Origin of the sequence: Heyndrickxia coagulans DSM 1 = ATCC 7050 (assembly GCF_000290615.1) — a bacterium.
In the GTDB taxonomy this organism is placed as follows: Bacteria; Bacillota; Bacilli; order Bacillales; family Bacillaceae_C; genus Weizmannia; species Weizmannia coagulans.
In genome coordinates, this window is sequence record NZ_ALAS01000107.1 from 1 (window position 1) to 13,478 (window position 13,478).

Genomic DNA, 13,478 nt, shown 5'->3' on the forward strand with positions numbered 1-13,478 from the left:
GAAAAAATAGATGGAAAAATTTTCTAAATGTGGATAAGTCATTTTATCATAAAACATCTAAAAATTGATGAATTTACTCTTCAGAACTGCAAACCTTGCAGGAAGTTTTTGCCTGGCTTATCATATATGGTATAATGAGAAGTCTAATGAACCGATAAAAGTGTCGAACGCGATCGTGTTTGGGCATTTTTTTGTACGATACACCAGAGGAAAAAGCCTTACATTTCTTTGTTTAAGACAGGCTGATTGGTGAAAACTATGAACAGGACTTGTATATTGGAGAGTGATTGAAAGATGAATATTACGATTTATGATGTTGCCCGTGAAGCCAACGTTTCCATGGCAACGGTCTCGCGGGTCGTTAACGGAAACCCGAATGTGAAACCGACAACAAGGAAGAAAGTGCTCGAAGTGATCGACCGGCTCGGCTACCGCCCGAATGCGGTTGCGCGCGGCCTCGCCAGCAAAAAGACGACAACCGTGGGCGTCATTATCCCGGATGTGTCGAATATGCTGTATGCGGAACTTGCCCGCGGGATTGAAGATATCGCGACGATGTACAAATACAATATTATTTTAAGCAATTCCGACCAAAATAAGGAAAAGGAACTGCGCCTTTTGAACACGATGCTCGGCAAACAGGTGGACGGCATTGTGTTTATGAGCGGGAATATTACGGAAGAGCATATTGAGGAATTTGAAAAATCTTCAGTCCCGATCGTACTCGCCGGGTCGATTGAACCTACGGGGAAAATTCCGTCCGTTAATATCGATTATAAAAAAGCGACCATTGAAGTGATCAGCGAATTTGCCAAAAAAGGCCATAAGGAGATTGCATTGGTAATCGGGCCGCTGCATGATGCGGTCAACCGCGAATTGCGCCTGGAAGGATACAAAGAAGCGCTCCGTAACGCAGGCATCGAATTCAATGAGGATTATGTGCTGGAAGGGGACTATACATATGAATCCGGCATAGAAGCATGGCAACGGCTTCAGGAATTGGACAAGACCCCTACGGCCGTGTTTGTCGGAAACGATGAAATGGCACTCGGCGTAATCCACGGCGCCCTTGATGCCGGCGTCAACATTCCGGAACAGCTGGAAGTCGTTTCTTCCGATAATACGCGTCTCGCTGAAATGGTGCGCCCGCAGCTGACTTCCGTTGTCCAGCCGTTGTATGATATCGGTGCTGTTTCCATGCGGCTTTTGACGAAATACATGAACAAAGAAACCGTAACGGAAAACCAGGTCATCCTGCCGCACCGCGTGGAGTACCGGAATTCGACAAAATAAAAAAGCAGCATGGGCGTAAAACGCTGCGCACCATTGAAACGAATAAAATTAAGGCCGGTGCTGCCAGAATGGTCTGGCAGGGCCGGCTTTTTATTTTGTTTGTTTAATGAATTGCAGCAACCGGTTCAGCACAAGCCGGTTTTTTTCTTCAATTTCCGGTTTGCGCGGGATCGGGCGGTATAAACCTTCCGGGTCGTCCCATCTTTCAGGCAGGGGGTAGGGGGAGATTTTTTGCCATTTTTCGAGCCATGCAGCAGGGATCTCTCCGCCTCCGCCTGCCTTTTCCGCCATTTCCAGCCAAATGAGTGACCAGGCCCGCGGCACGACCCGCCAAATGTCATAGCCGCCCCCGCCGGTTGCAATCCACCGGCCTTCGCAATATTCGTGCGCAATTTTGTGGGCCAGTTTCGGAATTTCGCGGTAAATGTTCATCGTCGCGGACAAATGGGTGAGCGGGTCATAATAATGGGCGTCCGCCCCGTTTTGCGTGACCAGTACATCCGGCTTGAAATATGCGGCGATTTCTTCCAATGCTTTTGAATAACATTCCAGCCATGATTCGTCTTCTGTAAACGCATCCAAAGGAATATTGAAAGAATAGCCATATCCTTTTCCCGTTCCCCATTCGTTGACATTACCGGTGCCGGGGAAAAGGTAACGGCCTGTTTCATGGATGGAAAACGTACAAACATTTTCATCATCGTAAAAAGCCCACTGCACGCCGTCGCCGTGGTGGGCATCCGTGTCCACATAAAGAACGCGCGCGCCGTATTGTTTGCGCAAATATTTGATTGCAATCGCCGTATCGTTATAGATGCAAAATCCGGAAGCTTTGCCGCGGAATCCGTGATGCAGCCCACCACCAAGGTGCAAGGCATGCCGCGCCCTCCCCGACATCACTTCTTCGGCTGCCTGCAATGTGCCGCCAGCGATTAAAGCGCTTGCTTCGTGCATATTCGGAAAAACAGGGGTGTCTTCTGTCCCGAGCCCGTAATTTTCAGCTTTGACCGGATCAAGTTTTCCATGGCCGGCCAGTTTTACGGCTTCCACATAAGACGGGTCATGGATAAGCAACAGTTCTTCATCAGCAGCTTTCCGCGGTTTGACGATATCCTCCCCGCTTAAAGCCCCGATCGTTTCGAGCAGCTCTTTTACCAATTGGAGCCGCATCTGATTAAACGGGTGGTCATCGCGGAAACGGTAAGCCAGCAAATCGGCGGAATAGACGAAAACAGCATCTTTCATCGCGGCATCCCCGGCATATTCGGCCAGAGTACTTCATAGCCGGCCTCCTTCAAATGCGTAATGAGGGACACCGGATTCATCGTGCTGACCCGGAACACGAGCACACGGTTTTCCTCATTTTTACGGTCGGGGTAAATCAGCACACTTAAAATATTCAGATGATGTTCGTATATGATTTCGGTAATATCGCGCAGGATGCCGGTCCGGTTGCGGGTGCGGATTTCAATCTGCGAACTCGGATGCCCTGCGCCGGTCAGATCGACAAAAGTCTGAAGCAGATCGGTCCCTGTCACAATCCCGGCCAGTTGCCCGTTTTCAAGAATCGGCAGGCAGCCGATCCGGTTGTCATTCATGAGCGCGGCAATGTCTTCGATAAAGTCGAGCGGATGCCCTGTCAAAAGGTCCGTTTTCATAATTTTTTCAAGCGGCAGCGAAAGTTTTTCCAGCTGCTCGCCCGGGAAAAACGGATTGGGCGCCACTTCCTTGATGTCACGTTCAGTGACGACCCCGCACAGTTTGCCGTTTTGGTCGAGCAACGGGATATGGCGGATCTGTTCCTTCTGCATCAATTTTAGCGCGTCCTGTACGGTATGCCGGGGCGACAGCGTCTTGACGTCTTTTTGCATGATTTCTTCCACAATCATCTTTACCCATCCCCTTTTGCCGAAGTTTTAGTACATATACCGGTTTTTAAAGCGGATCCGGTCAAATTTTTCAATCGATTCCTGATCGACTCTTTTCCCGATCCGCACCATTAGGCAGTTTGCCGGATGCGAGCAAATTTCGGGATCGTCCGTGGCGAACCATTTCAAGCCGCCTGCTGCCATCATTTTTTCCATCATCTTCCGGTATTCCCATACGTTCAGGCCGGTTCCTTTCATATCCCAGTGCCAGTAATATTCGGTCGTGATAATAATATAATCTTCCATCGCGTCGTCCATCATGGAGACTTTCAGCAAATGCTTGCCGACAGCGCATCCCCGGTATTCCGGAATGACTTCGATTGCGCCGAGTTCGAGAAGATTGTCCATATGGCCCTCTGACCAGCGTTCGAGCGGGTCCGGGAAAAGAAACGTGACATAGCCGACGATTGTATTGCCGCTGCGTGCCAGAATGATCCTCCCCTCCGGTAGGTCGGCAATTTCAATCAGGGCAGCATGCTGTTTCGGCGCGGGGCGGAAAGCTTTTAAGTCTTCATGGAATTCCATTTCCGCAAGCCTTTTCCCGGGAACCGGCCCTTCAATCACAAGCGGCCCTGCTTTTGTAGGCAATTCGATAGCATAATATGTTTTCTTATGTTCCATTTTTCCACCATCCCTTGAACAAATCAAAGAAAAAAACAGTATGATGAATGACCGTTCATTTCACAATTTCATCATCTCATGTTTACAGAACAAAAACAATATGGAAAAAGGGAAATTCCAGAATTGTTCACAATGGTGGCATTTGCGGAAAGAAGTTTTAAATTGTGAATAAAACAGTTTTCATATATAATAAATGTGTGAATCTAAACAAAGGGGGACCTTACATGAAACTGGAAGCGTTACCAACCGTACAAGGGGATTTCAATCTGAAAAACTATGAAGAAACCCGCAAAACGTTCAGCTGGAAAGACGCCGAGAAAAATTTTTCATGGTATGAAACAGGGCGTGTCAACCTGGCGTATGAAGCCATTGACAAACATGCGGAAAGCTCCCGCAAAAATAAAGTAGCGCTTATGTACTTAAGTGATTCACGCAACGAGAAATATACTTACTATGAAATAAAAAGGCTGACAAACAAGGCGGCAAATGTTTTAAAAGAAAAAGCGGGCGTCCAAAAAGGTGACCGTGTTTTCATCTTTATGCCGCGCTCTCCGGAACTGTATTTTGCCATGCTTGGCGCCATCAAGCTCGGCGCCATTGTCGGCCCGCTGTTTGAAGCGTTTATGGAAGGGGCTGTAAAAGACCGCCTTGAAGACAGTGAAGCGAAAGTGCTTGTGACAACCCCTGACCTTGTCGGGCGTGTCCCGGCCGGCCAGCTTCCGGCATTGGAAACCATCTTTGTTGTCGGGGAAAATGTCAAAGAAGAAGGAAAGTACAAAGACTACCTGAAATATTTTAACGAAGCTTCCGATAAACTGGAAATCGAATGGGTTGACCGGGAAGACGGGCTGATCCTCCACTATACGTCCGGTTCAACCGGAAAGCCAAAAGGCGTCCTCCATGTCCATAATGCCATGATCCAGCATTACCAGACGGGAAAATGGGTGCTTGATTTAAAAGAAGATGATATTTACTGGTGCACGGCAGACCCGGGATGGGTAACGGGAACTTCTTACGGCATGTTTGCGCCATGGTTAAACGGCGCAACAAACGTCGTTGTCGGCGGCCGCTTCAGCCCGGCAGCGTGGTACAGAACGATTGAACGGTTCGGCGTCACCGTTTGGTACAGCGCCCCGACTTCGTTCCGGATGCTGATGGGGGCCGGCAATGAAATCATTAACCAATATGACCTCTCGACATTGCGCCATATTTTAAGTGTCGGTGAACCGCTGAATCCGGAAGTGATCCGCTGGGGCAATGAAGTATTCGGGCTCCGCATCCATGATACATGGTGGATGACGGAAACCGGCGCACAGCTGATCTGCAACTATCCTTGCATGGATATCAAACCGGGATCGATGGGGAAACCGCTTCCTGGCATTGAAGCGGCCATTGTTGATGACCAGGGAAATCCGCTTCCGCCGAACCGGATGGGCAATCTCGCCATTAAAAAAGGCTGGCCTTCCATGATGCGTGCCATCTGGAACAACCCGCAAAAATATGAATCTTACTTTTTCCCGAACGGCTGGTACGTTTCCGGTGACTCGGCTTATATGGACGAGGACGGCTATTTCTGGTTCCAGGGCCGCGTGGACGATGTCATCATGACGTCCGGCGAGCGGGTCGGGCCGTTTGAAGTGGAAAGCAAACTGATCGAACATCCGGCCGTTGCGGAAGCCGGCGTCATCGGCAAGCCGGATCCGGTCCGCGGCGAAATTATTAAAGCCTTTATCGCTTTAAGGGATGGATACGAACCGTCAGATGAGATGAAGGAAGAAATCCGCCAATTTGTGAAAAAAGGGTTGGCTGCCCATGCCGCGCCGCGGGAAATCGAGTTTTGCGAAAAACTGCCGAAAACCCGGAGTGGGAAAATCATGCGCCGCGTCCTGAAAGCCTGGGAACTGGATCTGCCGGCCGGGGACCTTTCGACAATGGAAGATTGAGTACGAAACCGGACAGCCTTAATGCTGCCCGGTTTTTTCGTCTAAAGGTTTCATTGATACAGAACAGTGGAAAAATCCCCGGGTAAGTGAAAAAATTGAGAAAGAAAAAATATTCCGTTATCATAAAAACATATCCTTTTATAAGAGTGTAAGGTTGGTGTTCAATATGAAAAGGTTCGGTATGACGTTGCTTTGCCTTTTCCTGCTTGCGGGCTGTTCCGCACAAGGGAGTGCATCCGGCTCAGCCAAGAAGCAATCGAAACAAACAGAAATCAATGTGGCGGCAGCTTCAGATTTGACAAAATCTTTCCGGCAAATCAGCAAACAGTTTGAAAAACAGACCGGCATCAAGGTGAAACTTGTTTTTGCCGCATCCGGCGAGCTAGAGCAGCAAATTGAAAACGGCGCGCCGTATGATGTGTTTGCGGCGGCGAACGCGGATTACGTCAACCAGCTGGCGGATAAAAACATGCTCGTTCCTGGCACAAAAACCGTCTACGCATACGGGAAAATCGGGATTGCCGCCAAACAGGGCAGCCATCTTTCCATCCGCAGCCTTAAAGATTTAACCCGCCCTGAGGTGAAAAAAATTGCCATTGCCAACCCGGAAACAGCGCCATACGGATTGGCGGCAAAACAAGCGCTTCAAAAAGCGGGGATTTGGGATGAAGTGAAATCAAAATTGGTTTACGCCAAAAATATTTCAGATACCCTCACATACGTAAAATCGGGAAATACAGAAGCCGGCATCGTTTCTCTTTCTCTTGCGCAAGGTGAAAAGCTGGCTATTGCCAGCATTTCAAGCAGCCTGTACAATCCGCTGAAACAGACGGCAGCGGTTGTGAAAAGCTCGAAAAAGCAGGAAATTGCGAAGAAATTTGTGCATTATTTAGCCGGCAGGGAAGCGCAAAATACGATGAAAAAATACGGCTATGCAGTGTCTGCGGGGCAGTAGCAAGTGGGGCAGGTCGATTTATTTCCCATCTATCTGTCTTTTAAAGTGGCATTGCTTTCAACTGTTTTTTCCCTTATCCCCGGACTGTTGGCAGCCTATCTTTTAAGCCGGTCGGAGGGAAAAGCGACGGATGTGGCAGACGCTTTGCTGACGCTTCCGATTGTGCTGCCGCCGACCGTGCTTGGCTATTATCTGCTCGTGATCCTCGGAAGGCAAAGTGTGTTCGGCCGGTTTCTTGAACAACAATTCGGAGTGACGATTGTATTTACGCAAACAGGAGCGGTCATTGCGGCAATGTGCGTATCCCTTCCATTTTTCATCCAGTCGGCGCGCACGGCTTTTGCCAGTATTGATGAATCGCTCCTTCATGCCGCACGCCTTTTGGGGCGGACGGAATGGAATATCTTTTTTTCTGTCATGATCCCTTTATCATGGCGGGGGCTCACAAGCGGCGTCATGCTTGCATTTGCACGCGCCCTCGGCGACTTCGGGGCAACGTTAATGGTGGCCGGCAGCATTCCGGGAAAAACGGAAACGATGTCCATTGCCATTTACAATTGCCTGATGAACGGGGATGAACGGACGGCAGGGCTCCTCGTTGCGATCATGACGTTTTTATCGCTGGCTGTCTTATACGGCATGAAGCGGATGGAAAAAAAGATGGGAAGGGGTGGCAGCAGGCATGCTCCGCATAAACATAAAAAAAACATTTCCGGAATTTGAGCTGGATGCCGCATTTGAAGCGGGCCCCGGCGTCACCGGCATTTTAGGGCCGTCCGGAAGCGGCAAAAGCCTGACGCTGGAGTGCATTGCGGGGATCGACAAGCCCGATGAAGGAAAGATTGAACTAAACGGCCGGATATTATTTGATAAGGAAAAGCATATGGATATCAAGACGCGGCACCGCCATACGGGCTATATGTTCCAACATTACGCCCTTTTTCCGCATTTAACGGTAAAACAAAATCTTGCATTTGGTTTAAAGGGGCGGCCAAAAAAGGAAATAGAAGAGAAGACGGCTGCTTTTCTAAAAAAAATCAAAATGGAAGGTTTTGAAAACCGCTACCCTGCTGAACTGTCCGGCGGGCAAAAGCAGCGTGTGGCGCTTGCAAGGACGCTCATCACGGAGCCCTCCTGCCTGCTTTTGGATGAACCTTTTTCCGCATTGGACCCGGACACGAAGGAACTTGTGATGGAAGAATTTTTATCGTTTCTTCACGATCATTTTCACGGGGCCGTTTTACTGGTTACCCACAATATGGCAGAAGCCGATCTGCTTTGCGACAATGTCATTTTGTACAGAAACGGGAAAGTATTGCAGGCGGGCCCGAAAAACGAAGTGCTGAAACACGCCGCCCGGCAAGATGCCCGGAAGTGCGGAACCAGAACATGAAAGCCGGGGACCAAAGAAAAAGGCGTGCCGTCCGGTAAAATGCCCGGATTCCTCTCAAAGAAGCGGCATGCTTCAGGCAAACATGGCAACCGTGGACAAAGAAAGCGGTGTGCGCCCGGCAAGATGCCCGGAACCGTGGAAGCAGAACCGGGGACCGAAGAAAGCGGTGGGCCGCCCGGCAGGATGCCCGGGTTCCCGCGGCATGACAAACCGTGGCCAGTGCGTGCGCCTTACGACGGGCATGGGAACTTTGGCGATTAAGAATGGCAGCCGGGCGCCTGCAAACATTTGGCAAATGCATTTTTAACAGAGAAACAGAATTTAAAACGGAGATGATGGAGAACATGCTGACCGATAAGCTGAACCGGCCGCTTTTGGATTTGCGGATTTCGGTAACGGACCGCTGCAATTTCCGTTGCACGTACTGCATGCCTGCCGATAACGGCCAGAAATATTGTTTTATGAACCGGTCCGAACTCATGACATTTGAAGAAATCACGCGCCTTGCGAGACTTTTTGTATCCCTTGGCGTCCGGAAAATCCGGCTGACGGGCGGGGAGCCTTTGCTGCGGAAAGACATCGATCAGCTTGTGGCCATGCTCCATCAAATCAGCGGCCTTGAAGATTTATCGGTGACAACGAACGGCTTTCTGTTGAAACGATATGCCGCACCGTTAAAAAAGGCCGGCCTTTCGCGCATCAATGTCAGCCTGGATGCCCTCGATCCGGAAATCTTTCCGGCCATCAACGGCGTCGGGGCAAAACCGGCAAGAATTTTGGAAGGGATGGAGGAAGCCATCCGCCAGGGCATCAAAGTTAAAGTGAATATGGTGGTCAAAAAAGGGATGAACGATTCGCAAATTGTACCGATGGCCGCCTATTTCAAGGAAAAAGGGATTTCCCTCCGTTTTATCGAATTTATGGATGTCGGCTCCCTGAACGAATGGAAGCTGGATGAAGTCGTGACCAGCAAAGAAATTCTCAACATGATTTCAAAAGAAATGCCGCTTGAACCGTTGAAAGAAAATTATTACGGGGAAGTTGCCAAACGGTACCGTTACAAAGGGACGGATACAGAAGTCGGGTTCATTTCATCCGTATCCCAGCCTTTTTGCGGCGACTGCACGCGCTTGCGGCTGTCGGCAGACGGGAAAATATACACCTGCCTGTTTGCCGCACAAGGCACGGACCTGCTTGGCGCCATAAGGGAAGGGGCAAGCGATGAAGTGCTGGCTGCCCGCATTGCAGGCATATGGCAGAACCGGGCGGACCGCTACTCACAAGAACGGGGAAAAAACCCGACTTTTAGAGGAAAACGGATCGAAATGTCGTATATTGGAGGGTAAAGGATTGAGCACGAAAGAACATAAACAACAGGCTGATCTTCCGGTGCTGTGCAAAGTGATCACCGTTTCCGATACCCGGACGGAAGAAACAGACAAAAGCGGCAGGCTGATGATAGATTTGTTAAAACAGGAAGGGATGGAAGCTGCGGAATACAGCATCGTTAAAGATGAAGCGGACGAAATCAGGCAGGCGGTTTTACAGACGAAAGAAACCACCAATGCCATTTTGCTGAACGGCGGCACCGGCTTTACGAAAAGGGATGTTACAGTGGAATCGGTCCGGCCGCTCCTCGATAAAGAAATGCCCGGTTTTGGCGAGCTGTTCCGCTATTTAAGTTATGAAGAAATCGGAAGCGCCTCGATGCTCAGCAAAGCGCTTGCCGGCACAATCGGGAAAAAAGCCGTATTTTCAATGCCGGGCTCCAGCAACGCCGTGTCCCTTGCCATGAAAAAACTCATTTTGCCGGAATTAAAGCATATTGTCTGGGAGCTCAGCCGGCAATGAATACAGCCGGAATTGTTCTGGCAGGCGGGAAGTCGAGCCGGTTCGGCGGCGAAAAATCGCTTGCGAAAATCGGCGGCATAGAGATGGTCGCACGTAGCGTGGATGCGCTCGCCGGAACTGGGGCGATCATTGTGGTAGCGCGGCCCGGGCTTGCGGAAAAAATCCCGCGCAACCGGCCGATTGAGGTGATTTTCGATCTTCCCCGCTACCGCGGAAAAGGCCCGCTCGCCGGCATTTATTCGGCGATGCTCGCAGTGGACGCCCAGTGGTACGCTGTGTTGCCGTGCGATACGCCGTGGATCGGAAAAAGAACGGTTGCCCGGCTGCTTCAAGAACGCGATCCGGCATATGACGCCATCGTGGCCCGGGCAGAGGGGAGAATCCAGCCGCTCGTTGCCGTTTTTCACAACAGGGTGAAAGAAAAAGTAAGGGAGCAGCTTGAAACAGGCCGCCTCAGCATGCGGGCGCTTTTTGAACGCTGCCGCCTGAAATTTATCGATTTTGCGCAGGAAAAGGCGTTTGCCAATATCAATACAAAAGAAGATTATATTTTACAACAAAAAGAAGCCGGTGATGTTGATGAGAAAACCAATCAAAGTGGCGGAGGCCATCCGCAAAGTGATGGCCCATCCGCTTGCAGGCGAAAAGGAGCTTGTGCCGATTCAGAGCAGTTTTAACCGGGTGCTTTCCGATGATTTGGCTGCAACCCATGACGTGCCGTGGTTTAAACGGTCGCCGTATGACGGGTATGCGATTTTTTCCGGATCCACACTTGAAGCGGGCGCGGACCACCCCGTTCTCCTTGAAGTTGTCGCCACAATCGGGGCAGGTTTTACATGGGATGAAGGGATAAAGCCGAATCAGGCCGTGAAAATCATGACCGGCGCCGCCATCCCGGACGGGGCAGATGCCGTGATCATGGTGGAGCTCACAAAAGAAGTGGTGCAGAACGGGAAAACATTTGTGCAGATTAAACGGAAAGTCCGGCCCGGTGAGAACATTGTCGGCATTGGCGAAGATATGAAAAAAGGCGAAGTGCTTGTCCCGAAAGGCACGCTCGTTAATCCGGGCGTAATGGCGGCGCTTGCAACTTTCGGATATACAGAAGTGCCGGTCACAAAAAAACCGAAAGCCGCCGTTATTGCAACGGGGACGGAGCTGCTCGAAGCCGGCGAGCCGCTCGAAAAAGGGAAAATCCGCAACAGCAATGCCTATATGCTCTGGGGGCAAATCATCCGCGCCGGGGGCGAACCGGTTTTTTACCGGCTTGTGAAGGATGATTTCGAGGAAACATATGAAGCGGTTAGGCAGGCGGTTAAGGAAGCGGATATCGTCATGACAACGGGCGGCGTTTCGGTCGGCGATTTTGACTATATTCCGAATGTCTACGAAAAGCTGGGGGCAACGCTTTTATTCAATAAAGTGGCGATGCGCCCGGGGAGCGTGACATCGGCGGCCGAATTGGACGGGAAAATCCTTTTCGGCCTCTCCGGCAATCCGTCCGCCTGCTACGTCGGTTTTGAACTGTTCGTCCGCCCGTACTTAAAAACGATGCTTGGCGAACGAAATGTTTATTTGAAAAAAACGCAGGCTGTACTTGGGGAGGATTTCCCGAAACCAAACCCGTTCACCCGTTTTGTCCGCGCCAAACTTTCTTATCAGGAAGGCCTGCTGCACGCGCTTCCGGTAAGAAGGGACAAATCGAATATTGTTTCCTCTTTAATAGAAGCGGATGCGTTGATTGTGCTGCCGGGCGGGTCCCGCGGTTTTACAAAAGGGACCATGGTGGATGTGCTGATGCTGGAAGACGGGGAAGGGGCGCCTCTTTGGGATGAAAATATTACAGATCGCAGGCCGCAAAGACAGCGGTAAAACCGCCCTTGCCGAACTTTGGACACGGGCTTTGGCGGATAACGGATACCGGGTCGGAACACTGAAACACCACGGCCATGGCGGGAAGCCGTTGCTCGCTCCCGGCAAAGATTCCACGCGGCACTTTGAAGCGGGTGCCCGGGCAGCCGGGGTGGAAGGGGACGGCTTGTTTGTCCTCGCCGTTCGTGCCGATCAAGGGCTCTCACTGGAGCAGCTCATCGGCTGGTACGAGGCATTGCCGCTTGATTTGCTGCTGATAGAAGGCTACAAATACGCGCCTTATCCGAAAGTGGTCTGCCTGCGTGATGAACAAGACAGGGATTTGCTCAGCCTGACGAATGTGCGGGCCGCCTTCAGCCTGAATCCGGCATTATCCGGCTGCATGAAACTCTCTGACCGGAAAAGCTGCGTCGAATGGGTTGAAGCGTTTTTAAAGGGGTGAAAAGATGTTTGAAATTGTAAAAGAACCGGTGGATGTTTCCAAACTGATCCAGGCTGTTGCCGACCGGAATGCAGGCGCCATTGTCACTTTTATCGGTACTGTCCGGGAAATGACAAAAGGAAAGAAAACATTGTATCTGGAATATGAAGCATACGAACCGATGGCCCGGAAAAAGCTGGAACAAATCGGTACGGAAATCCGGCAGCAGTTCCCGGAAGCCAAAACGGCGATCGTGCACCGGACCGGGCGCCTCGGCATCTCCGACATTGCGGTTGCCATTGCGGTTTCCGCCCCGCACCGGGATGAGGCTTACCGGGCAAACCGGTACGCGATTGAAAGAATCAAAGAAATGGTGCCGATCTGGAAAAAAGAACATTGGGAAAACGGCGAAATGTGGGTCGGCAACCAAAAGGAAACGGTTTTCTATGAATCAGGGGCACCGGAGGCGTTTGAACGATGATTAAAGTATTGTTATTTGCCCATTTAAAAGAACAGGCCGGCCGTTCTGAAATGGACATCAACTGCGAAAAAATGACGGTCGCCGAACTGCGCCAGGCGCTTGCGGAAAAAGGGATTTTGCAGCAGGATGCAGTTATGGTGGCCGTGAACGAAGAATTTGCCCGCGATGAGGAAATGGTCCATAGCGGCGATACCGTTGCCCTCATCCCGCCGGTCAGCGGAGGTTGAAAGATGGGAAACTTGACGCATATGAACGAACAGGGCCGCGCCAAAATGGTCGATGTAACGGCAAAACCGGAAACCGCCAGGACGGCGCGCGCAAAAAGCAGTGTGATCGTGTCAAAGGAAGTCTATGAACAGATTACAAACTTTAAAATCAAAAAAGGGGACGTGCTTGCCGTCGCACAGGTAGCCGGCATTATGGGCGCAAAAAAAACGGCGGATGTCATTCCGATGTGCCACCCCTTGCCTTTAACAGGCGTTGACATTTCGTTCAGCTGGCACGAACAGGAAGACGGGTACAGCCTTGATATCGAAGCGATGGCCAAAACGAAAGGGCAAACGGGCGTGGAAATGGAAGCTTTGACAGCGGCGTCCGTATGCGCGCTGGCCGTTTATGATATGTGCAAGGCACTGGACAAAGGCATGGTCATCGGGCCGACCTATCTGATCGAAAAAACAGGCGGAAAAAGCGGGCATTATATCAGGCAGGAGGAATGAG

The 13,478-nt window shown here is 50.7% G+C and carries 16 protein-coding genes; 13 read left to right on the plus strand and 3 right to left on the minus strand.

The features are described from left to right. The first annotated feature begins 294 nt into the window (after positions 1 to 294). Entirely contained in the window at positions 295 to 1,293 is a 999-nt protein-coding gene (gene ccpA / locus IC21_RS04960; RefSeq protein WP_013859977.1) for a catabolite control protein A, read from the plus strand. A gap of 90 nt (positions 1,294 to 1,383) precedes the next feature. Here ccpA and IC21_RS04965 read toward each other — a convergent pair whose 3' ends face one another. The 3 genes from IC21_RS04965 to IC21_RS04975 are packed head-to-tail and all read right to left on the minus strand — an operon-like array spanning position 1,384 to position 3,842. Beyond that, positions 1,384 to 2,538, minus strand: coding sequence for an acetoin utilization protein AcuC (locus tag IC21_RS04965; protein WP_013859976.1), 1,155 nt, complete (start codon positions 2,536 to 2,538; stop codon positions 1,384 to 1,386). Then, complete coding sequence (locus IC21_RS04970; protein WP_013859975.1) at positions 2,535 to 3,182, minus strand: acetoin utilization AcuB family protein; 648 nt, start codon at positions 3,180 to 3,182, stop codon at positions 2,535 to 2,537. Before IC21_RS04970 ends, IC21_RS04965 begins: the two co-directional genes overlap by 4 nt. Before the next feature lie 27 nt (positions 3,183 to 3,209). After that, positions 3,210 to 3,842 (minus strand): GNAT family N-acetyltransferase, encoded by a 633-nt coding sequence (locus IC21_RS04975; protein ID WP_029141443.1) that lies wholly within the window; start codon positions 3,840 to 3,842, stop codon positions 3,210 to 3,212. A 224-nt stretch (positions 3,843 to 4,066) separates the two neighbouring features. Between IC21_RS04975 and acsA the strand changes: the two genes are divergently transcribed. The 12 genes from acsA to moaC all read left to right on the plus strand — a co-directional run bounded on the left by acsA (position 4,067) and on the right by moaC (position 13,477). After that, positions 4,067 to 5,785: an acetate--CoA ligase gene (acsA, locus tag IC21_RS04980; protein ID WP_029141442.1), complete on the plus strand. Its 1,719-nt coding sequence runs from the start codon at positions 4,067 to 4,069 to the stop codon at positions 5,783 to 5,785. A 166-nt stretch (positions 5,786 to 5,951) separates the two neighbouring features. Beyond that, on the plus strand, positions 5,952 to 6,740 hold the full coding sequence (modA, locus tag IC21_RS04985) for a molybdate ABC transporter substrate-binding protein (RefSeq protein ID WP_029141441.1): 789 nt from the start codon (positions 5,952 to 5,954) through the stop codon (positions 6,738 to 6,740). Positions 6,741 to 6,743: 3 nt separating this feature from the next. Then, positions 6,744 to 7,463, plus strand: coding sequence for a molybdate ABC transporter permease subunit (modB, locus tag IC21_RS04990; RefSeq protein ID WP_029141440.1), 720 nt, complete (start codon positions 6,744 to 6,746; stop codon positions 7,461 to 7,463). Next, entirely contained in the window at positions 7,423 to 8,133 is a 711-nt protein-coding gene (locus IC21_RS04995) for a sulfate/molybdate ABC transporter ATP-binding protein (protein ID WP_029141439.1), read from the plus strand. Before modB ends, IC21_RS04995 begins: the two co-directional genes overlap by 41 nt. A gap of 344 nt (positions 8,134 to 8,477) precedes the next feature. After that, positions 8,478 to 9,479 carry a GTP 3',8-cyclase MoaA gene (gene moaA / locus IC21_RS05005; protein ID WP_280136693.1) on the plus strand — a complete coding sequence of 334 codons (1,002 nt, stop codon included), beginning with the start codon at positions 8,478 to 8,480 and terminating at the stop codon, positions 9,477 to 9,479. 4 nt (positions 9,480 to 9,483) lie between these two features. Continuing rightward, positions 9,484 to 9,984, plus strand: a complete 501-nt coding sequence (locus IC21_RS05010; RefSeq protein ID WP_013859968.1) for a MogA/MoaB family molybdenum cofactor biosynthesis protein — start codon at positions 9,484 to 9,486, stop codon at positions 9,982 to 9,984. Next, positions 9,981 to 10,661, plus strand: a complete 681-nt coding sequence (locus IC21_RS05015) for a molybdenum cofactor guanylyltransferase (protein WP_013859967.1) — start codon at positions 9,981 to 9,983, stop codon at positions 10,659 to 10,661. Before IC21_RS05010 ends, IC21_RS05015 begins: the two co-directional genes overlap by 4 nt. Next, a complete protein-coding gene (locus IC21_RS05020) occupies positions 10,564 to 11,856 on the plus strand; it encodes a molybdopterin molybdotransferase MoeA (protein WP_035176064.1) in 1,293 nt (430 codons plus the stop codon). Before IC21_RS05015 ends, IC21_RS05020 begins: the two co-directional genes overlap by 98 nt. Continuing rightward, positions 11,816 to 12,298, plus strand: coding sequence for a molybdopterin-guanine dinucleotide biosynthesis protein B (gene mobB, locus IC21_RS05025; RefSeq protein ID WP_029141435.1), 483 nt, complete (start codon positions 11,816 to 11,818; stop codon positions 12,296 to 12,298). The genes IC21_RS05020 and mobB overlap by 41 nt, the downstream gene beginning before the upstream one ends. A 4-nt stretch (positions 12,299 to 12,302) precedes the next feature. Beyond that, positions 12,303 to 12,758 (plus strand): molybdenum cofactor biosynthesis protein MoaE, encoded by a 456-nt coding sequence (locus IC21_RS05030; RefSeq protein ID WP_013859964.1) that lies wholly within the window; start codon positions 12,303 to 12,305, stop codon positions 12,756 to 12,758. Beyond that, positions 12,755 to 12,985, plus strand: coding sequence for a molybdopterin converting factor subunit 1 (gene moaD, locus IC21_RS05035; protein ID WP_013859963.1), 231 nt, complete (start codon positions 12,755 to 12,757; stop codon positions 12,983 to 12,985). The genes IC21_RS05030 and moaD overlap by 4 nt, the downstream gene beginning before the upstream one ends. A gap of 3 nt (positions 12,986 to 12,988) precedes the next feature. Further along, positions 12,989 to 13,477 (plus strand): cyclic pyranopterin monophosphate synthase MoaC, encoded by a 489-nt coding sequence (gene moaC, locus IC21_RS05040; RefSeq protein ID WP_029141434.1) that lies wholly within the window; start codon positions 12,989 to 12,991, stop codon positions 13,475 to 13,477. The last annotated feature ends 1 nt before the right edge of the window (position 13,478 follow it).

What these genes read in the sequence shown, in the direction of transcription:
- ccpA (WP_013859977.1), top strand. Translation starts at nt 295, where the DNA reads ATGAATATTACGATTTATGATGTTGCCCGTGAAGCCAACGTTTCCATG.
- IC21_RS04965 (WP_013859976.1), bottom strand. Translation starts at nt 2,538, where the DNA reads ATGAAAGATGCTGTTTTCGTCTATTCCGCCGATTTGCTGGCTTACCGT.
- IC21_RS04970 (WP_013859975.1), bottom strand. Translation starts at nt 3,182, where the DNA reads ATGATTGTGGAAGAAATCATGCAAAAAGACGTCAAGACGCTGTCGCCC.
- IC21_RS04975 (WP_029141443.1), bottom strand. Translation starts at nt 3,842, where the DNA reads ATGGAACATAAGAAAACATATTATGCTATCGAATTGCCTACAAAAGCA.
- acsA (WP_029141442.1), top strand. Translation starts at nt 4,067, where the DNA reads ATGAAACTGGAAGCGTTACCAACCGTACAAGGGGATTTCAATCTGAAA.
- modA (WP_029141441.1), top strand. Translation starts at nt 5,952, where the DNA reads ATGAAAAGGTTCGGTATGACGTTGCTTTGCCTTTTCCTGCTTGCGGGC.
- IC21_RS04995 (WP_029141439.1), top strand. Translation starts at nt 7,423, where the DNA reads ATGCTCCGCATAAACATAAAAAAAACATTTCCGGAATTTGAGCTGGAT.
- moaA (WP_280136693.1), top strand. Translation starts at nt 8,478, where the DNA reads ATGCTGACCGATAAGCTGAACCGGCCGCTTTTGGATTTGCGGATTTCG.
- IC21_RS05015 (WP_013859967.1), top strand. Translation starts at nt 9,981, where the DNA reads ATGAATACAGCCGGAATTGTTCTGGCAGGCGGGAAGTCGAGCCGGTTC.
- IC21_RS05020 (WP_035176064.1), top strand. Translation starts at nt 10,564, where the DNA reads ATGAGAAAACCAATCAAAGTGGCGGAGGCCATCCGCAAAGTGATGGCC.
- mobB (WP_029141435.1), top strand. Translation starts at nt 11,816, where the DNA reads ATGAAAATATTACAGATCGCAGGCCGCAAAGACAGCGGTAAAACCGCC.
- IC21_RS05030 (WP_013859964.1), top strand. Translation starts at nt 12,303, where the DNA reads ATGTTTGAAATTGTAAAAGAACCGGTGGATGTTTCCAAACTGATCCAG.
- moaD (WP_013859963.1), top strand. Translation starts at nt 12,755, where the DNA reads ATGATTAAAGTATTGTTATTTGCCCATTTAAAAGAACAGGCCGGCCGT.
- moaC (WP_029141434.1), top strand. Translation starts at nt 12,989, where the DNA reads ATGGGAAACTTGACGCATATGAACGAACAGGGCCGCGCCAAAATGGTC.